This window comes from Isoptericola sp. NPDC056573, from assembly GCF_042793335.1.
GTDB lineage: Bacteria > Actinomycetota > Actinomycetes > Actinomycetales > Cellulomonadaceae > Isoptericola.
Map to the genome: position 1 here is coordinate 7377 of NZ_JBHTUY010000007.1, position 18207 is coordinate 25583.

17 protein-coding genes are annotated in these 18207 nt (G+C 71.3%); 7 read left to right on the plus strand and 10 right to left on the minus strand.

What is annotated here, in order from left to right:
- Nucleotides 1–222 precede the first annotated feature (222 nt).
- On the plus strand, nt 223–573 hold the full coding sequence (gene erpA / locus ACFQ8E_RS13330) for an iron-sulfur cluster insertion protein ErpA (RefSeq protein ID WP_430551045.1): 351 nt from the start codon (nt 223–225) through the stop codon (nt 571–573).
- A 128-nt stretch (nt 574–701) separates the two neighbouring features.
- On the opposite strand, the gene ACFQ8E_RS13335 is transcribed toward erpA, so the two are convergent.
- Nucleotides 702–1022: a sulfurtransferase TusA family protein gene (locus ACFQ8E_RS13335; protein WP_430551046.1), complete on the minus strand. Its 321-nt coding sequence runs from the start codon at nt 1020–1022 to the stop codon at nt 702–704.
- 50 nt (nt 1023–1072) lie between these two features.
- Nucleotides 1073–2203, minus strand: a complete 1131-nt coding sequence (locus ACFQ8E_RS13340) for a cysteine desulfurase family protein (RefSeq protein WP_430551264.1) — start codon at nt 2201–2203, stop codon at nt 1073–1075.
- A gap of 478 nt (nt 2204–2681) precedes the next feature.
- Between ACFQ8E_RS13340 and coxB the strand changes: the two genes are divergently transcribed.
- From coxB to ACFQ8E_RS13360, 4 genes are all read left to right on the plus strand, one after another.
- On the plus strand, nt 2682–3605 hold the full coding sequence (gene coxB, locus ACFQ8E_RS13345) for a cytochrome c oxidase subunit II (protein ID WP_430551047.1): 924 nt from the start codon (nt 2682–2684) through the stop codon (nt 3603–3605).
- Entirely contained in the window at nt 3605–5425 is a 1821-nt protein-coding gene (ctaD, locus tag ACFQ8E_RS13350; RefSeq protein WP_430551048.1) for a cytochrome c oxidase subunit I, read from the plus strand. Before coxB ends, ctaD begins: the two co-directional genes overlap by 1 nt.
- Nucleotides 5422–5823: a cytochrome c oxidase subunit 4 gene (locus tag ACFQ8E_RS13355; RefSeq protein ID WP_430551049.1), complete on the plus strand. Its 402-nt coding sequence runs from the start codon at nt 5422–5424 to the stop codon at nt 5821–5823. Before ctaD ends, ACFQ8E_RS13355 begins: the two co-directional genes overlap by 4 nt.
- 181 nt (nt 5824–6004) lie before the next feature.
- Nucleotides 6005–6835: an LppX_LprAFG lipoprotein gene (locus ACFQ8E_RS13360; RefSeq protein ID WP_430551050.1), complete on the plus strand. Its 831-nt coding sequence runs from the start codon at nt 6005–6007 to the stop codon at nt 6833–6835.
- A 105-nt stretch (nt 6836–6940) separates the two neighbouring features.
- Here ACFQ8E_RS13360 and ACFQ8E_RS13365 read toward each other — a convergent pair whose 3' ends face one another.
- From ACFQ8E_RS13365 to ACFQ8E_RS13385, 5 genes are all read right to left on the minus strand, one after another.
- Nucleotides 6941–7567: a superoxide dismutase gene (locus tag ACFQ8E_RS13365; RefSeq protein ID WP_430551051.1), complete on the minus strand. Its 627-nt coding sequence runs from the start codon at nt 7565–7567 to the stop codon at nt 6941–6943.
- Between the two features lie 172 nt (nt 7568–7739).
- Nucleotides 7740–9443: a cytochrome bc complex cytochrome b subunit gene (locus ACFQ8E_RS13370; RefSeq protein WP_430551052.1), complete on the minus strand. Its 1704-nt coding sequence runs from the start codon at nt 9441–9443 to the stop codon at nt 7740–7742.
- Nucleotides 9440–10492, minus strand: a complete 1053-nt coding sequence (locus tag ACFQ8E_RS13375) for a Rieske 2Fe-2S domain-containing protein (RefSeq protein ID WP_430551053.1) — start codon at nt 10490–10492, stop codon at nt 9440–9442. The genes ACFQ8E_RS13370 and ACFQ8E_RS13375 overlap by 4 nt, the downstream gene beginning before the upstream one ends.
- Nucleotides 10489–11268 carry a c-type cytochrome gene (locus ACFQ8E_RS13380; RefSeq protein WP_430551054.1) on the minus strand — a complete coding sequence of 260 codons (780 nt, stop codon included), beginning with the start codon at nt 11266–11268 and terminating at the stop codon, nt 10489–10491. The genes ACFQ8E_RS13375 and ACFQ8E_RS13380 overlap by 4 nt, the downstream gene beginning before the upstream one ends.
- A 67-nt stretch (nt 11269–11335) precedes the next feature.
- Complete coding sequence (locus ACFQ8E_RS13385; RefSeq protein WP_430551055.1) at nt 11336–11989, minus strand: heme-copper oxidase subunit III; 654 nt, start codon at nt 11987–11989, stop codon at nt 11336–11338.
- 358 nt (nt 11990–12347) lie between these two features.
- On the opposite strand from ACFQ8E_RS13385, the gene ACFQ8E_RS13390 reads away from it, so the two are divergent.
- Nucleotides 12348–12764 (plus strand): hypothetical protein, encoded by a 417-nt coding sequence (locus ACFQ8E_RS13390; RefSeq protein WP_430551265.1) that lies wholly within the window; start codon nt 12348–12350, stop codon nt 12762–12764.
- A gap of 63 nt (nt 12765–12827) precedes the next feature.
- On the plus strand, nt 12828–13895 hold the full coding sequence (gene trpD, locus ACFQ8E_RS13395) for an anthranilate phosphoribosyltransferase (protein ID WP_430551056.1): 1068 nt from the start codon (nt 12828–12830) through the stop codon (nt 13893–13895).
- Between the two features lie 96 nt (nt 13896–13991).
- On the opposite strand, the gene ACFQ8E_RS13400 is transcribed toward trpD, so the two are convergent.
- The 3 genes from ACFQ8E_RS13400 to ACFQ8E_RS13410 all read right to left on the minus strand — a co-directional run bounded on the left by ACFQ8E_RS13400 (nt 13992) and on the right by ACFQ8E_RS13410 (nt 18034).
- On the minus strand, nt 13992–14273 hold the full coding sequence (locus ACFQ8E_RS13400) for an Lrp/AsnC family transcriptional regulator (RefSeq protein ID WP_430545226.1): 282 nt from the start codon (nt 14271–14273) through the stop codon (nt 13992–13994).
- The gene (locus ACFQ8E_RS13405; protein ID WP_430551057.1) at nt 14267–16087 is read right to left on the minus strand and encodes a DEDD exonuclease domain-containing protein; all 1821 of its coding nucleotides are present in this window, start codon (nt 16085–16087) and stop codon (nt 14267–14269) included. The genes ACFQ8E_RS13400 and ACFQ8E_RS13405 overlap by 7 nt, the downstream gene beginning before the upstream one ends.
- 135 nt (nt 16088–16222) lie before the next feature.
- A complete protein-coding gene (locus tag ACFQ8E_RS13410) occupies nt 16223–18034 on the minus strand; it encodes an AMP-dependent synthetase/ligase (RefSeq protein WP_430551058.1) in 1812 nt (603 codons plus the stop codon).
- Nucleotides 18035–18207 lie beyond the last annotated feature (173 nt).

An 18207-nucleotide genomic window follows, 5' to 3' on the forward strand; every position in this document is an offset into this window, starting at 1 on the left:
GGGGGGCGGGGGTGTGGGGGGTGCACTCCCCGGGGCACGCGGGGGGGGGGGCCCCGGGGGGGGGGGGGGGCCCGGGGGCCCCTCCGGGGCCCGCCCGGGGGGGGGGGGGCCGCCGGGCCCCCCCGCCCCCGCCGCGCCGCGCCTGTGACTCGCGTCATCGCGCCCACGGAATTCGCGCGTAGGATCGGGAACAGCTCTACCGGCCCGCCTGTTGGAGGAAGCATGACCGACACCACCGAGATCGCCACGCACGGCGTGGACCTGTCCGACGTCGCCGCCGACAAGGTTCGCAGCCTCCTCGAGCAGGAGGGCCGCGACGACCTGCGTCTGCGTGTGGCCGTCCAGCCCGGCGGCTGTTCCGGCCTGATCTACCAGCTCTACTTCGACGAGCGCATCCTCGACGGCGACGCGCTGCGTGACTTCGACGGCGTCGAGGTCGTCGTGGACCGCATGAGCGTGCCCTACCTCGAGGGCGCGAAGATCGACTTCGCGGACACCATCGAGAAGCAGGGCTTCACGATCGACAACCCGAACGCCGGCAGCTCCTGCGCCTGCGGCGGTTCCTTCAGCTGAACCGCTGAGCGACTCCGACGGCCCGGCCACCCCCACGGGGCGGCCGGGCCGTCGTCGTTGCGGGGCGGTGTCGTTGCGGGGCGGTGTCGTCGCGGGCCAATGTCGCCGTGGATCAGTGTCGTCGCGGATCAGGAGGCGGCGCCCAGACGCACGGTGATCGACCACGTCGTCGGAGCGGTCCCGCCGGCCACGCCGCCGTCCTCGTCGCCGTCCTCGTCGCCGCCCCGGTCGTCGGGCTCCTCCGCCGCTCCGGTCTCGGCCTCGGTCCCGGTCGTGGTCTCGCCGACCGTCGCGTGCCCGCGCATCCGGGCCCAGGCGGGCACGTCGAGACGGGCCGCCGGGTCGGTCGACAGCACGGTCACGAGCGTCCCGGCGGGCAGGTCGCGGGCCGCCGCGGCGAGCCGGATCACCGGGAGCGGGCAGCGCAGGCCGCGGGCGTCGACCACCACGGCGTCCGCATCTGCGCCGATCTCTGCGCCAGACCCTGCGCCGTCGGTGCTCACAGCCCGGCCACCCCGAGCACGTCGCGCACCCGCCGGACGGCGCCCGGCAGGACCGCGAGGAAGCGGTCGACGTCGTCCTCGGTGGTCGACCGGTCGAGGGCGATCCGCACGTTGCCGTGCGTGAGCACCCCCATCGCCGCGAGCACGTGCGACGGCTCCAGGGTGCTGGCCGTGCAGGCCGAGCCGGAGCCGACCGCGAACCCGGCCCGGTCCAGCTCGGTCACGAGGGCCTCTCCGTCCACGTACAGGCAGGAGAACGTCACGACGTGGGGGAGCCGGTCGTCCGGGTCGCCCACCACCTCGACGTCGGGAACGGCGGCGGCCGCCGCCCGCACGCGCGCCGTGAGGAGCCGGCGCCGCTCGTCCTGGGCGGCGCGGTCGGCCGTCGTCGCCTGGAGGGCCACGGCGGCGGCGAACGCGGCGGGCACGCTCACCCCGCCGGGCGCCCAGGGGTCGGCGTCCTCCGGCCCGGGCGGCACGGCACGCACGCGCTGGCGCACGGCGAGCACGCCGACCCCGGCGGGCCCGCCCCAGTCGGCCGGGTGGGCGGCGAGGAGGTCCCAGGAGTCGGGGACGACGTCGTGACCCAGCGACGCGCCCGCGTCCACGAGCAGCGGGACCCCCGCCGCCCGCGCGGCGTCGTGCACGACGGCCAGCGGCTGTCGCGTGCCGACCTCTCCGTTGGCGTGCTGGAGCGCGGCGAGCGCGACGCCGGGTCGCGCGACCCGCTCCGCAAAGGTCGCCGCGTCGACGCGGCCGTGGCGGTCGACGTCCACCACGACGCGCTCGCCGTCCCGGGCCCCTGCGGCGGCCGCCGCCGCGTGCAGCACCGCCGCGCGCTCGGTGGCGCCCACGACGACGTCCCCACCCGCGCGCCGCCGGGCCTGCACGGTGCCCACCAGGGCGTCGCGGAGGGCGGACGCGTGGCTGGCGGTGAAGCGCACCTCCTCCGTGCGCGCGCCGAGGACGGCGGCGACGGCCTCTCGTGCGCCGTCGAGCAGCCGCGCCGCGCGGCGTCCCTCGGTGTGCAGCCGGTGCGGGTCGGCCCAGCCGTCCTCGAGCGCCTGCAGCAGGGCCTGCCGCGCGAGCGGGTGCAGCGGGGCGCCCCCGCCGTTGTCCAGGTGCACCCGTGAGCCGGCGGTCGCTGAGGACGTCGCCGCGGTCGCCGCCTGGGACGTCGGGGTGGACGGCGCCGAGGGGGAGTGGTTCCCGGTCGGGTCGGTGGTGTCGGTCACAGGCGTGCTCCGTGGGGGCTGACGTGCGTCCCGACACCGTCGGCGGGCGGGTCGGGCGGGCGCCCGAAGCGCGCCCGGGGCACGATCGTGCCATCTTCGGGGTCTCGAGGTCCGGTCGGTCGGGGTCCAGGAGCGCTCCGAGGATCTGACACTCCTGAGGATCGATCTGACACTCTCCAGGGGTCTGTGTGCAAGAAGGAGATGTGGACGTCCCGTGCGGAAAGAGTCACGCCCCGAGGGGGCTTTTGCGGCGTCGAACCTGCTCCGGGCGCGCTAGGCTGCACTTCATCGAGGACGAAGGTCCTGTCCGCGTGCCTGTTGCCCAGAGGGGCCGTGGCGGTCGGGCAGGACGTGACGTGAAAGGCCTCCCTTGCACTCGAAGAGCCCCACCCGCACCCGGCGGGTCATCCTGCGCGCGACGGCTATCGCCGGCGCCGTCGCCGTGTTGGCCTCCGGTTGTGCCAGCGACTCCGTCAAGCGCGGATACCTGCCCGGCTACAGCGACGGGGAGGTGACCAACCAGACCGAGCGAATCACCAACCTCTGGGTCGGCTCCTGGATCGCGGCGCTGATCGTCGGTGTGATCACATGGGGCCTGATGCTGTGGTGCGTCGCGGCGTACCGCAAGCGTCGGGACGACCACCAGCTCCCGATCCAGACGCGCTACCACATGCCGCTCGAGATCATGTACACGGCCGTGCCGACGATCATGATCCTCGTCCTGTTCTTCTACACGGACCGCGACATGTCGGCGGTGCAGGACACCAGCGCCGAGCCGGACGTGAACATCCAGGTCATCGGCAAGCAGTGGAGCTGGGACTTCAACTACCTCGACGACGACGTCTACGACTCCGGGCAGCACCTGCTCGACGTCGGCGGCCAGACGCTCGACGACGAGGTGGACGGCGCCCCGGGCACGTCGAAGGACGTCCCGACGCTGTACCTCCCGGTCGACCAGACGGTCGAGTTCACCCTGGACTCGCGCGACGTCATCCACTCCTTCTGGATCCCCGCCTTCCTGTACAAGCAGGACATGATCCCGGGCCGGACGAACACCTTCCAGGTCACCCCGACCCGTGAGGGCACGTACGCCGGCAAGTGCGCCGAGCTCTGCGGCGAGTTCCACTCCGGGATGCTCTTCAACGTCAAGGTCGTGTCGCAGGCGGAGTACGACGCCCACATGGCCGACCTCGAGGCCGCGGGCCAGACCGGCGAGCTCGGGCTCGACCTGAACCGCCAGCAGCACGACGCGAACTTCCCGCAGGAAGACACCCTCCCGGAGGTCGAGAACTGATGGCGGCCACGACTGCCCCCGCGCACGACGTCGAGGTCATCCCCGGTCTCGCGCCGAAGCGCCAGAACCTCGGTCGCACCGTGGTCAAGTGGATCACCTCCACCGACCACAAGACGATCGGCTACCTGTACCTCATCACGTCGTTCATCTGGTTCGCCGTGGGTGGCATCCTCGCCCTGCTGATCCGCGCCGAGCTGTTCATGCCCGGCCTGCAGGTCGTGCAGAGCAAGGAGCAGTACAACCAGCTCTTCACGATGCACGGCACGATCATGCTGCTGCTGTTCGCGACGCCGTTGTTCGCGGGCTTCGCCAACGTGATCATGCCGCTGCAGATCGGTGCGCCCGACGTCGCGTTCCCGCGGCTCAACATGTTCGCGTACTGGCTGTTCCTCTTCGGCGGCCTCATCGCGGGGGCGGGCTTCTTCACCCCGCAGGGCGCCGCGTCGTTCGGCTGGTTCGCCTATGCGCCGTTGTCGAACACCACGTTCAGTCCAGGGCTAGGCGGAGACCTCTGGGTGTTCGGGCTCGCGCTGGCGGGCTTCGGCACGATCCTCGGTGCCGTCAACTTCATCACCACGATCATCACGATGCGCGCGCCGGGCATGACCATGTTCCGGATGCCGATCTTCACGTGGAACACGCTCGTCACGAGCCTGCTCGTGCTGATGGCCTTCCCGCCGCTGGCCTCTGCGCTGTTCGCGCTGGGCGCCGACCGTCGCCTCGGTGCGCAGGTCTTCAACCCCGAGAACGGCGGGGCGATCCTCTGGCAGCACCTGTTCTGGTTCTTCGGCCACCCCGAGGTCTACATCATCGCGCTGCCGTTCTTCGGCATCGTGTCGGAGATCTTCCCGGTCTTCAGCCGCAAGCCGATCTTCGGCTACAAGGGCCTGATCTACGCGACGATCGCGATCGCGGCGCTGTCCGTGACGGTGTGGGCCCACCACATGTACGTCACCGGTGCGGTGCTCCTGCCCTTCTTCGCCTTCATGACGATGCTGATCGCCATCCCGACCGGCGTGAAGTTCTTCAACTGGATCGGCACGATGTGGCGCGGGAAACTCACGTTCGAGACACCCATGCTGTGGTCGATCGGCTTCCTCGTGACCTTCCTCTTCGGCGGTCTGACGGGCATCATCCTGTCGAGCCCCGCCCTGGACTTCCACCTGTCCGACTCGTACTTCGTGGTGGCGCACTTCCACTACGTGGTCTTCGGCACCGTGGTCTTCGCGATGTTCGCCGGCTTCTACTTCTGGTGGCCGAAGTTCACGGGCCGGATGCTCAACGAGCGGCTCGGCAAGGTCCACTTCTGGCTGCTGTTCGTCGGCTTCCACATGACCTTCCTCATCCAGCACTGGCTGGGTGTCGAGGGCATGGCCCGCCGCTACGCGGACTACATGCCCGAGGAGGGCTTCACCTGGGAGAACCAGGTGTCGACCATCGGCGCGTTCATCCTGGCCGCCTCGACCCTCCCGTTCCTGTGGAACGTGTACACGACCTGGCGCAACGCGCCGAAGGTCACCGTCGACGACCCGTGGGGCTACGGCCGCTCGCTCGAGTGGGCCACCAGCTGCCCGCCGCCGCGGCACAACTTCACCTCGCTGCCGCGCATCCGCTCGGAGTCGCCGGCCTTCGACCTGCACCACCCCGAGGTCGCGGCGATGGAGCAGGCGCCGGGCCACGGCCCGCTCAACCAGGTCTTCGGTGACCCGGAGCGCCGGGGGCACCAGCAGCTCGTCGAGGAGCGACGCGACAGCGCGCAGTCGTCGGCCGCACAGTCGACCACCACCGTGATCGACGACGAGGAGGAGAACCGCAAGTGAAGATCGAGATCAAGCTCTTCCTGTTCCTCGCCCCGTTCTTCGTCCTGGTCGGCGTGATCTACGGGTTGGTCACGCACTTCCAGGAGCCGGTCGGCTACCTCGGCATCCCCCTCGTAGGGGCGCTCGTCGCCATGGTGGGCGCCTACCTGGCGCTCACCGCGCGTCGCATCGACCCTCGCCCGGAGGACGACGAGGAGGGCGAGATCGAACAGGGCGCCGGCGACCAGGGCGTGTACTCGCCGTGGAGCTGGTGGCCGCTGGTCATCGCCGCTGCCGCCGCGGTCGCGTTCCTCGGGCTCGCCGTGGGCTGGTGGGTGCTGTACATCGGCTTCATCCTCGGGGTCATCGGGCTCGTCGGCTGGGTGTTCGAGTTCAGCCGCGGGCAGCACGCCCACTGACGCTCCTGCTCTGACGAGAGCCCCTCACGCGACTCGCGTGAGGGGCTCTTCGCCGTTCCGGGGGGAGGCGACGTCGCGGGACACGGATCGGCAACGATCGGCGTCCGCGCGGTCCGACCCGCCCATGGGACGACGGTCCCGTGATGCAATGAAGTCTCACGTTTCCCCGAGAAGGAGCAGCATGCGCGTCCCCCAGAAGACCGTGGCCCTGGCGTCGGCAGGCCTGGTCGCCCTCGCCCTGAGCGCCTGCGGGGGCGCGTCCCCGGCACCCGCCGGGGGCGAGCAGGCCGCCCAGGAGCAGGCGGCGGAGATCGCGACGGTCTCGACGATGACGGACCTGGCCGGGAAGATGAAGGCCGCGCAGGGAGAGGCCTCGACTGCGCACATGGAGCTGACCTACTCGGGGGAGCTTGCCGAGTCGGCCGGGATGACCGAGAGCACCACGACGGCCGACGTCGCCTACGGCCCGACGTTCGAGGAGACGACCCTGCAGATGACCATGGCGGTCATGGGCATGGACATGGACATCGTGCTGCTCGACGGCACGATCTACCTGTCCATGGGCGAGATGACGCAGGGCAAGTACCTGTCGATGACCGCCGAGGACATGGCGGACGACCCTGCCCTGGCCGGCACGATCGACTCGATGGAGTCCATGGACGCCGCCTCGCAGGCGGAGGCGATGGCCGACGCCGTCACCTCGTTCGAGCACACCGGCTCCGAGACCGTCGACGGCGTCGAGACCGAGGTCTACACGGCCACGATCGACCCGTCCAAGGTGAAGGACGGCACGGCGGGCATCGATGCGTCGACCGCGGACCAGCTCGGCGAGATCTCCGCGGTGTACAAGGTGGACCCGAAGGGGCTGCCCGTGGAGGCCGACATCACGATGGAGGTCGAGGGCCAGGAGATGGTCGTCGAGTCGACGTTCAGCAAGTGGGGCGAGCCGATCGACGTCCAGGCGCCCGCCGACGAGGACGTGATCCCGTACTCGGAGTTCGGCCAGAACTGATCCCGAGGCTGCCGCGCAGCTCGGAGAGGACGACGAAGGGCCCCGCACGCGGATGCGTGCGGGGCCCTCGCGCGTGCTTGCGCCGCCCTGTGCGGGCTGAGCGGGTCAGGCGGGGACGATGAGCCCGGCGGTCTGCGTGCGGGCGCGCTGGAGGCGCGCGGCGACGTCCTGCCAGTTCGCGATGTTCCAGACGGCCTTGACGTAGTCGGCCTTGACGTTGAGGTAGTCCAGGTAGAAGGCGTGCTCCCACATGTCCAGCATGAACAGCGGGGTGATGCCGACGGGGACGTTGGCCTGCTGGTCGAAGAGCTGGAAGATCGCGAGGCGCTGGCCGATGGAGTCCCAGCCGAGCACGGCCCAGCCGGAGCCCTGGATGCCGGTGGCGACGGCGGCGAACTGGGCCTGGAACGTCTCGAACGAGCCGAAGGCGTCCTTGACGGCCTCGGCGAGCTCGCCCTCGGGCTGGCCGCCGCCCTCGGGGGAGAGGTTGTTCCAGAAGACGGTGTGGTTGGTGTGGCCGCCGAGGTTGAACGCGAGGTTCTTCTCGTGCAGGTTCACCGCGGCGTTGTCGCCGGACTCGCGGGCCTCGGCGAGCTTGTCCAGGGCGGTGTTGGCGCCGGTGACGTAGGCGGCGTGGTGCTTGTCGTGGTGCAGCTCCATGATCTTGCCGCTGATGTGCGGCTCGAGGGCGCTGTAGTCGTAGGGCAGGTCAGGGAGCGTGTAGACAGCCATGCTGAGTTACCTCCGGTTGCGTGCCGCACGTCGTGCCCGGCGTGCGATGGGGGACGTCGTCGACGACCGGTCTCCGACCGAACTCATCGGCCGGGGACGACGACGGCCCGCGCACCCCGCCCGACGAGTCGGGGGAGGGAAGCGCGGGCCACCGTTCCAGCCTGCAGGAGACTCAGTGCTCCCGCTCGACGTTGCCAGACCCCGAGACCAGCTCGGGGGTGTCGTGGGCGGGCTCGAGCTCGTCGTGCTCGCCGTGGGCGTGCGCCGCGGCCAGCTCGGCCGGAGTCACGGGCTCCACCCGGTCCTCGTAGAAGAACTGCGACAGCTTCTGCCAGCGCTTGTCCTTCTTGTAGCCCTTGCGCTTGACGCCGCGGGCGTCGGTCGCAGGCTCGACCTCCAGGGGTCGGTGCGCCTCGTAGTTGACGCGCAGCCAGCGCTCCTGCTCGTCGAGCGGGCGGTGGACCTCGATGTACTCGCCGTTGGCGAACCGGACGATGCGGCCGGTCTCGTGACCGTGCAGCACCAGTTCGCGGTCCTTGCGCTGCAGGCCCAGGCAGATCCGCTTCGTGACCCAGAACGCGAAGACCGGGCCGACGAAGAACAGGATCCGGAAGACCCAGGTGATCGTGTTGATCGACAGGGCGAAGTGTGTCGCGATGAGGTCGTTCGACCCGGCCAGCGCCAGGATGACGAACGCCGTCAGGAACGCGACGCCGAGGCCCGTGCGGGCCGGGACGTTGCGCGGGCGGTCGAGCACGTGGTGCTCGCGGTGGTCGCCGGTCACCTTCGCCTCGACGAACGGGTACACGAAGAGGAACGTGAACAGCAGGCCCGGGATGATGACCGCCGGCACGAGGATGTTCAGCGACAGCGTGAAGTCGCCCCACGTGACGATCTCGGCCTGGCCCGGCATGAGGCGCAGCGATCCCTCGAGGAACAGCATGTACCAGTCCGGCTGGGCTCCCGCTGACACCGGTGACGGGTCGTACGGGCCGTAGTTCCAGACGTTGTTGATCGCCATCGTGCCGCCCATGAGGGCCAGCACGCCGAAGATGATGAAGAAGTTGCCGCCCATCTTCGTGGCGAACGCCGGGACCGCGGGGTAGCCGACGACGTTCTTGTCGGTGCGGCCACCGCCCGGGTACTGGGTGTGCTTGTTCAGCACCATGAGGAACAGGTGCACGCCGACCAGCGCCAGGATGAGCGCGGGCACGAGCAGGATGTGCACCGTGAACAGGCGCGGGATGATGTGCTCGCCCGGGAACTCGCCGCCGAAGACGAACCAGGAGAGGTACGACCCGATGATCGGGATCGACTTGATGACGCCGTCGGTGATGCGCAGGCCGTTGCCGGAGAGCACGTCGTCCGGGAGCGAGTAGCCCGAGAAGCCGGCGAGGAGGCTGAGGATCAGCAGCATCGTGCCGACCAGCCAGTTGAGCTCGCGGGGCTTGCGGAAGGCGCCGGTGAAGAAGACGCGCATCATGTGCACCACGATGCCGGCGACGAAGATCAGCGCCGACCAGTGGTGGATCTGCCGCATGAGCAGGCCGCCGCGCACCTCGAACGACATGTTGAGCGTCGACGAGAAGGCCGTGGACATGAGCTGTCCGTCCATCGTCGCCGGAGCGCCGTGGTGCGTGACGAGCGCCATCGACGGGTCGAAGAACATCGCCAGGAACACGCCGGAGATGAGCAGCACGACGAACGAGAACAGCGCGATCTCGCCGAGCATGAAGGACCAGTGGTCCGGGAAGACCTTGCGGACGAGCTGCTTCGCGAGCACGCCGACCTTGGTCCGCTGGTCGAGGTAGTCGGCGGACTTGCCGATCACGGTCGTCGGCTCCGCCGTGGCGGGGGGAGTGGTCGTGGTGCTCACTTCAGGCGCTCCCAGTAGCTCGGGCCGATGGGCTCGTTGAAGTCGTCCTCAGCCACAAGATACCCCTCGTCGTCGACGGTGATGGGCAGCTGGGGCAGCGGGCGCTTGGCCGGTCCGAAGACCACCTTGCAACCGTCCGCGATGTCGAACGTCGACTGGTGGCACGGGCACAGCAGGTGGTGCGTCTGCTGCTCGTAGAGGGCGACCGGGCACCCGACGTGGGTGCAGATCTTCGAGTACGCGACGATGCCGTCGTAGGAGGCGCCCTCGCGGTGGTCGCGCTTGAGGTCGCGGGGGTCCATGCGCACGAGGAGCACGACCGCCTTCGACTTCTCCGTGATCCACTCGTGCGACTCGCGCTCCTCGGCGGGCACGTCGGGGATGACGTGCGCGACGGAGCCGACCGTGAGGTCCGAGGCCTTGATCGGGCGCCCGGAGGGGTCGTACGCCAGGCGGACGCCCTTCTTCCAGATCGTGTGGCGGAACGAGGCGACGTTCCACGTGCCACCGACGCTCGACACGAGCGGCACGGCGATGGTCAGCGGGAAGAGGGCGAGCGCGGAGACGACCGCGCCCTTGAGGACGGGGCGGCGGGCGATGCCGGAGTCCTCGAGACCGTCCTTGAACTGCTGCTGGACGACCTCGCGCACGTCCTCCGAGCTGCTGCTCGAGTGGCGCTCCTCGACGTACTCCTTGCCCGACATCAGGGTCTTGGCCCAGTGCACGGCCGCGAAGCCGATGCCGAAGAGGGAGATCGCGATCGCGACGCCGAGCAGCACCGTCGAGAGGCGCACGCCGGGCGTGGTGCCGTCCGGCCGGACGGCGAAGTAGGCCACGATCGAGCCGATCGTGCCGAGGCACGACACGGCGAAGAGGATCGCGATGATCCGCTCGTTGCGCTTGGCGGCCTTGGGGTCGGTGTCCGTCAGGCGGGGGTGGTGCGCAGGGACGCCCGGGTCCGCGAAACGGTCGGTCCGGGCGACCGTGCCGTCGCCGTCGTGCCGGGCCACGTCGCGCGACGGGCCCTGGGGGTTCTGGTTCTCGCTCACGAGGACTTCGCTCCGATCCACACCGCGCCGCCGATGATCAGGCCGATGCCGATGATCCAGGCCCAGAGGCCCTCGCTGACCGGGCCGAGCGAGCCCAGGGTGAGGCCACCGGCCGAGCCCTGGTCCTGCTCGTCGAGGAAGGCGATGATGTCGCGCTTCTCGTCAGGGGTGATGTTGGCGTCGTTGAACACCGGCATCGACTGCGGGCCGGTGAGCATGGCCTGGTACACGTTGCGGCCGGAGGTGTCCCACAGCGGCGGCGCGAACTTGCCCTCCGAGAGGGCGCCACCGGCGCCCACGGCGTTGTGGCACATGGCGCAGTTGGTGCGGAACAGCGCCATGCCGTTGGCGGCGTCGCCCTTGCTCCCGTCCACCTGCTCGTCGGTGGGGATGGCCGGGCCGGCGCCGAGGGACGCGACGTACGCGGCGAGCGCGGCGGTCTGCTCCTCGTCCATCTGCCGGGGCTTGGCCTCGGCCTGGGGGCCGTTCATCTGCATCGGCATCCGGCCGGTGGAGACCTGGAAGTCGACCGCGGCCGCGCCGACGCCGACGAGCGAGGGCGCCTCGGTGGTGCCTTCCGCGTTCGGGCCGTGGCAGGTGGCGCAGTTGGCCTGGAAGAGCTTCTTCCCGGTCTCGATGTCCGCGGTGCTGGCGGTGTCGGCCTGGGCCGGGCTCGGGGCCAGGGCGGCGTAGACGCCGCCCGTGACCAGCAGCGCCAGCAGCAACAGCACGACCGGCGCGAACCGGTGGTGCCTGCGGGCGGCGAGTGCCTTCACGAAATGATCCTCGTCTCGCAGATCGAAGGTGCAGGGTCAGTGCCGGCGGCGACGCCGGCCGGGGGGTTCAGCGCAGGAGGTAGATGACGGCGAAGAGGGCGATCCACACCACGTCGACGAAGTGCCAGTAGTAGGACGTGACGATCGCGGTGGTGGCCTCGTGGTGGCCGAAGTTCTTGGCGGCGAAGGAACGCCCCAGCAGGAACAGGAAGGCGATGAGGCCGCCCAGCACGTGGAGGCCGTGGAAGCCGGTGGTCAGGTAGAAGACCGAGCCGTAGGGGCTGGACGAGATGGTCAGGCCCTCGTGCACCAGCTCGGTGTACTCGAAGATCTGGCCGCCGATGAAGAACGCACCCATGAGGTAGGTGAGCGTCATCCACTCGTGCATGCCCCACCTGTTCACCTGCAGCAGGGAGCCGGAGCGCACCGGCTTGAACCGCTCGGCGGCCCACACGCCCATCTGGCAGGTGACCGACGACAGCACCAGCACGGTGGTGTTGATCGTCGAGAAGGTGATGTTGAGCTTGTCCGCCTGAGCGGCCCACTCCGCCTCGGGCATCACCGACCGGACGGTGAAGTACATCGCGAAGAGGCCAGCGAAGAACATGAGCTCGCTCGCGAGCCAGACGATCGTCCCGACCGACACGGGGTTCGGACGGTTGACGCTCACGTGCTGGTGGGCATGGGGGGCAGCAGCCGTTGCGGTCGACACGTCAGCCATTATGGCCGACATACGGCCGGTTCGAGCCACCCGGGCGGGCCTTGCGCGAAGTCGATGTGCACAGAATCTGCGGAAACTCGCCACTCTGCCACTACGAGGTGACGGATCCGTGGAGAGTGCCAGTAAAAGACCACGTTCGGCACCTGCCCGAGGTGACGCGAGTGTGCCACGATGCCAGCAAACGTCGACGTCCGACGGCCGCGGTACGGGTGGCGGACGTCGTGACCGTGCCCGAAGCCGTGCACGTCCGCGAAGGGGAGCCAGACAGTTGACGGATCAGACGGACCAGACGGACCCGACGACGACCAGCCCGACCAGCCCGACCAGCCCGACCAGCCCGACCAGCCCGACCGGAGCGATCGTCCCGACGGCCCGCACGGGCCCGGCGGCCCGGGGGCCGCGCATCCTGCTCTACAGCGACGACCGCACCGTCCGCGCCCACGTGCGCACCGCCGTCGGCCCTCGTCTGCGCGCGCACGCCCCGGAGATCGCGTGGGCGGAGGTCGCGACGCCGGCTGCGCTCATCGCGGCGGCCGACCGCGGCGGGTGGGACCTGCTCGTGCTAGACGGAGAGGCGGACAAGTCCGGGGGCATGGGATTGTGCCGCCAGCTCAAGAACGAGGTGTACCGCTGCCCGCCCGTCGTGGTCCTCACCGGCAGGCCCGACGACGGATGGCTAGCATCGTGGTCGCTCGCCGACGCCGTGGTGCCGAGGCCGCTCGACGCGATCGAGCTGCAGCGCACGGTGGCCGGCTTCCTGACCGCAGCCGCCTAACCCGCCGCGGGGCCGCCCACGCCCTGTCGGAGGGCGTCCTGCTCCGACTCCGAAGGGATCTCCGTGGCCTCCACCGACCCGGCCTCCGACCTCACCTGGCCCGGCATCCTCACCGAGCTGGTCGCCGGGCGCGACCTGACCACCGCCGAGACGGCCTGGGCCATGGACGAGGTCATGTCGGGCGAGGTGCCCCCGACGCGTCTTGCCGGCTTCCTCGTCGGGCTCCGGGCCAAGGGGGAGACGGCCGCGGAGCTCACGGGGCTCGCTGACGCGATGCTCGCGCACGCCACGCGGATCGAGGTCCCGGGGAGGACGGTGGACATCGTCGGCACGGGCGGCGACCGGCACCACACGGTGAACGTGTCCACGATGGCGGCGGTCGTGATCGCAGGGGCCGGGCTGCGGGTGGTCAAGCACGGCAACCGCGCGGCGTCCTCGTCGTCGGGCTCGGCGGACGTGCTGGAGGCGCTCGGGATCCGCCTCGACCAGGCACCCGAGCGGGTCGCGGCCCTGGCCGAGCAGGTCGGCATCACGTTCTGCTTCGCCGGCCTGTTCCACCCGTCGATGCGGCACGCCGGCGTGGCCCGCCGCGACCTGGGCATCGCCACGGCGTTCAACTTCCTCGGCCCGCTGACCAACCCCGCCCAGCCCGGGGCGACGGCGGTCGGCTGTGCCGACGCCCGCATGGCGCCGCTCATGGCCGGGGTGTTCGCGAGCCGCGGGACGGACGCGCTCGTGTTCCGCGGCGACGACGGCCTCGACGAGCTCGCGGCCACCGGCGGCACGACCGTGTGGGAGGTGCGCGGCGGCGCGGTCGTCGAGCAGCGGCTCGACGCCGCGGCGGACCTCGGCCTGCAGCGCATCGAGGTCGCCGACCTCCGCGGGGGCGACGCCGCCCATAACGCGGGCGTGGCGCGCCGGGTCCTCGACGGGACCGACCGCGGCCCGGTGCGCGAGACTGTGCTGCTCAACGCCGCCGCGGGCCTCGTCGCCGACGGGAGCCTGCCCGGCACCGGCCAGGGCTCGCTCGTCGAGCGGCTGGCCGCGGGGATGGAGCTCGCCGCCCGCAGCGTCGACGAGGGCGGGGCCGTCCGGGTGCTCGACGGCTGGGTCGCGGCGACCGCGGCCTGACAGGGCAGCGGGGCGGCCGGGCGGACCCGGCCTGACAGGGCAGCGGGGCGGCCGGACGGACCCGGCCTGGTTGCCCCGGTTCTCGGTCGTCCGGTCTCAGTCGTCCAGGCCGAGGGCGAAGGCCTGCTCGAGGTCGACGTTCGAGTAGGTGCGGAACGCGATGAGCGTCTCCGTGCGCACCACGCCGGGGACCTTGCTGATCCCGTCGGCGATGACGTCGGCGAGCTCCTCGTGCTCGCGCACTCGCACCATGGCGACCAGGTCGGCCTTGCCGGTGACGGAGTAGACCTCGCTGACTCCCTTGAGGTCGGTGACCTTGGTGGCGACCTCGGGGATCTGGTCGGCCTCGGTGTCGATGAGCACGATCGCGGTCAGCATGCCGTCATCGTAGCCACCGACCCCGGGTCCGCGACGTGCTCGGTGGTCTCGTCGGGCGTGCCCGGGCCGGCCCACAGGCCGGCGACCGTCGTCGAGACCGCGCCGAGGTCGGTGTGCGCGGCCGCGGAGCGCACCGGGCACGTCCAGGGGTCGCTCACGTGCACGAGCCGGACCCCGGGCTCCTCCAGCCAGGCCAGCACCAGGGCGGCCTCCTCGGGATGGCATGCGGGCGCGGGCGCCACGGGCGGGGCGACGACCTCCGCCGTGGCGCGCAGGGCGTCGACCACGGGCAGCGGGTCCTCGTCGGGACCGGTCACGGCGGTCGCGGCGAGCCGCGCGTGCTTCACGACGACGAGCTCCCAGCCGCCCGCGGGGGTGGGCCGCGCGGCGACGAGCTCGGCGCACCGGGCGACCGGGTCCAGCCGCTGGGCGCGCGCCGCGCCCTGCACGAACGCCCGGAGCCGGTGGGTCACCGTCCCGGCCTCCTCGAAACGTTCCTGCGCCGCGAGCCTGGCCACCCGCGCGGCGAGGGCGTCGACGACGGACGAGGGGTCGGACGTCAGCGCCGTGCGGGCCGCGTCCGCGACGGCGTCGTACCCGTCGTCGGCGCGGCCGGCCGCCGTGCACGGCGCGGAGCAGCGGCCCATCCCCGCGAGGGCGCACGGGCTGCCGGCCGTCCGCGCGACGCGGGGGAGGCGCGCCGTGCACTGGCGCAGGGGCAGGGCGTCGTGGACCGCCTCGACGGCGGCCAGCGCTGTCTGTCGCGACGTGAACGGGCCGATGTGCGGCGTCCCGGCCCGCACGTCGCGCACGACGGACAGCCGGGGGTAGGCCTCGTCCGTGAGACGCACCCAGGTCTGGCGCTCCGGGTGCTTGGAGCGCCGGTTGTACCGCGGGGCGTGCTCGGCGATGAGGCGCAGCTCGCGCACCGACGCCTCGAGCGGGGTCGCGCAGACCACGGGGGTGACGGCGTGCGCGATCCGCACCATCTCGGTGATGCGCCCGCGCTTCTCCGCGGCCGTGAAGTAGGACCGCACCCGCTTGCGGAGGTTCGTGGACGTGCCGACGTACAGCACCTCGTCCCCGGGGCCGCGGAAGAGGTACACCCCCGGGGCCTCGGGCAGGCCGTCCGCGAGCGTCCGCTTGCGGCGCACGTCCGGCGGGACGGGGTCGGCGGCGCCGGCGAGGTCCTCCAGGTGGGTGATGCCGAGGGGCGCCAGGCGCTCCAGGAGCGCGTGCAGCACATCCACGGTGGCCCGCGCGTCCGCCAGCGCGCGGTGCTCGGGCGTCACCCGTGCCCGGAAGAGCGCGGCCAGGGTGGACAGCTTGTGGTTCGGCGCCTCGTCGCGGGTGACGACGCGGCGCGCGAGGGGCACGGTGTCCACCACCCGGAAGCCCGGCCAGTCGTAGCCGAGCCGGTCGCAGGCGGCGCGCAGGAAGCCGACGTCGAACGGTGCGTTGTGCGCCACCAGCACGGCGTCGCGGGCGAACTCCAGGAAGCTCGGCAGGACGAGCTCGACCGGGGGAGCCGTGGCGACCATGGACGTCGTGATGCCGGTGAGCCGGGCGACGAAGGCCGGCACGGGGTGGCCCGGGTTGACGAGCGACTGCAGCTCGCCCAGCACCTCGCCGCCCCGGACCTTGACCGCGCCGATCTCCGTGATGCCGCCGTCGGCGGCCCGGCCACCGGTCGTCTCGAGGTCGACCACGACGAAGGTGACGTCCCGCAGGGCGGTACCGAGGTCCTCGAACGAGGGCTGGAGCGCGGTCGGGTGCCCGGTGCTGCGCGTCGGGGACGGGGTGGTGCTCGGCATGCCGGGACCGTAGCGGCGGCCTCCGACAGGGGAGCCGGGCCGGGCAGAGGTCGAGCCCGCCGGGACGAGGTCCCGGCGGGCTCGACGGAGCCGGCACGTGCAGCCGCCCGGTGCTGGTGCGAGGCGGCGCCGGTGTCAGCTCGCGGACTTCTGCCGCGTGTCGACGTACAGCTGGTCGATCTCGGTGGCGAAGTCCTTGACGAAGACGTGACGGCGCACGCTCTGCTTGGGCGTGAGATACCCGTTCTCGACCGTGAGGTCGCCCGGCAGCACGGCGAACTTGCGGATCGACTCGGCCTTCGACACCGCCTGGTTGGCACGGGTCACGGCGGCGTCGAGCGCCGCCAGCACGTCCGGGTCGGTCGAGGCCTGCTCAGGCGTCATCTCCGGCTTGTCGTGCATCTTGAGCCAGCCGGGCAGGCCCTCGGCGTCGAGCGTGATGAGCGCGCCGATGAACGGGCGGTTGTCGCCGACCACGACGCACTGGCTCACGAGGGCGTGCGCCCGGATCCGGTCCTCGAGGAGCGCCGGGGCGACGTTCTTGCCCCCGGCCGTCACGATGATCTCCTTCTTGCGGCCGGTGATCGTGAGGAACCCGTCGTCGTCGAGGGTGCCGAGGTCGCCGCTGCGGAACCAGCCGTCGTCGAACGCCTCGGCGGTCGCCTCCGGGTTGTTGTGGTACCCGCGGAACACCTGGATGCCGCGCAGCAGCACCTCGCCGTCCGGGGCGATCCTGACCCCGCAGCCGGGCAGCTGCGGCCCGACCGAGCCGATCTTGATGGCGTCGGGGCGGTTCACGCTGGTCGGCGCTGTGGTCTCGGTGAGCCCGTAGCCCTCGAGGATCGTGACGCCGAGGCCGCGGAAGAAATGACCGAGCCGTTCGCCGAGCGGGCCGCCGCCGGAGACGGCGTACTGGGCCTGCCCGCCGAGCACGGCACGCAGCTTCGAGAACACGAGGGTGTCGGCGACCTTGTGCTGGACGCGGAGCCACAGCGACGGGCCCGACGGCGTGTCGAGCGCCCGCGAGTAGGCGATGCCGGTCGCGGCCGCCCAGTGGAAGATCTTCAGCTTGCCGCCGGCAGCCGCCTTCTGCTCCGCCGCGTTGTACACCTTCTCGAAGACGCGCGGCACCGCGAGGATGTACGTGGGCCGGAAGGCCTCCAGGCCGGCGGTGACCGTCTTGAGGTCGGCCCAGTGGCCGAGCACCGTGCCGCTCGCGATCGCGAGGATCTCGATGTAGCGCGCGAAGACGTGCGCCAGCGGCAGGAAGAGCAGCGTGCGCCCGCCGTCCTTGAACACCTCGGGCACGGCGGCGACGGCGTTCACGCCGAGCAGCGTGAGGTTGCCGTGCGTGATCTCGGCGCCCTTGGGGGTGCCGGTCGTGCCGGAGGTGTAGATGATCGTCGCGACGTCGGCGAGGTCCGCGATCCCGCGGCGGCGGACGATCTCGTCGTCGGCGACGTCGGCGCCCGCGGCCGTCAGCTTGGCGATCGCGCCGTCCTCGATCTCGAGGACCTCGCGCAGGGCCGGCGCACGGTCGGAGACCTCCGCGACGGTGGCGGCGAGGCCGGAGTCCTCGACGACGAGCAGCGTGATGCCGGAGTCGGTGAGGATCCACTCCACCTGCTCGGCGGACGACGTCTCGTAGATCGGCACGGGGACCGCGCCCGCGGCCCAGGCGGCGAAGTCGAGCAGGGTCCACTCGTAGCGGGTGTGGGACATGATGCCGACGGGGTCGCCGGGCTGGACGCCCTTGGCGACCAGCCCCTTGGCGACGGCCACCACCTCGGCGTCGAACTGTGCGGCCGAGACCGGCTGCCAGCCGTCGCCGGAAGGACGCTCGGCGAGCGTGGCGCGCGGGTCGCTCGCCACACGGGTGGCGAGGAGGTCGTTGAGGTTCGACGTGGCAGGCAGCTCGACCGCCTGCGGAATGGTGATCTCGTCCATGCTGACTCCATCGTCCATGCTCATGCATTGGCCAGGGGTGCGTTCCCCGGCCGCCACGATACCGGGTCTCAAGAGTGGTCCAGGACACGGTTCGGTGACGGTCCGTGGCCGATGGTGGCGTCCCGGTGATGGACGAGCGTCGCACCCCCGGGTCGTGGTGGCTAGTCTTGTCC

Bases quoted from the DNA above. Each gene is read 5' to 3' on its own strand.
- erpA (WP_430551045.1), top strand. From the start codon at position 223: ATGACCGACACCACCGAGATCGCCACGCACGGCGTGGACCTGTCCGAC.
- ctaD (WP_430551048.1), top strand. From the start codon at position 3,605: ATGGCGGCCACGACTGCCCCCGCGCACGACGTCGAGGTCATCCCCGGT.
- ACFQ8E_RS13360 (WP_430551050.1), top strand. From the start codon at position 6,005: ATGCGCGTCCCCCAGAAGACCGTGGCCCTGGCGTCGGCAGGCCTGGTC.
- ACFQ8E_RS13365 (WP_430551051.1), bottom strand. From the start codon at position 7,567: ATGGCTGTCTACACGCTCCCTGACCTGCCCTACGACTACAGCGCCCTC.
- ACFQ8E_RS13385 (WP_430551055.1), bottom strand. From the start codon at position 11,989: ATGGCTGACGTGTCGACCGCAACGGCTGCTGCCCCCCATGCCCACCAG.
- ACFQ8E_RS13400 (WP_430545226.1), bottom strand. From the start codon at position 14,273: ATGCTGACCGCGATCGTGCTCATCGACACCGAGGCCGACCAGATCCCC.
- ACFQ8E_RS13405 (WP_430551057.1), bottom strand. From the start codon at position 16,087: ATGCCGAGCACCACCCCGTCCCCGACGCGCAGCACCGGGCACCCGACC.
- ACFQ8E_RS13410 (WP_430551058.1), bottom strand. From the start codon at position 18,034: ATGGACGAGATCACCATTCCGCAGGCGGTCGAGCTGCCTGCCACGTCG.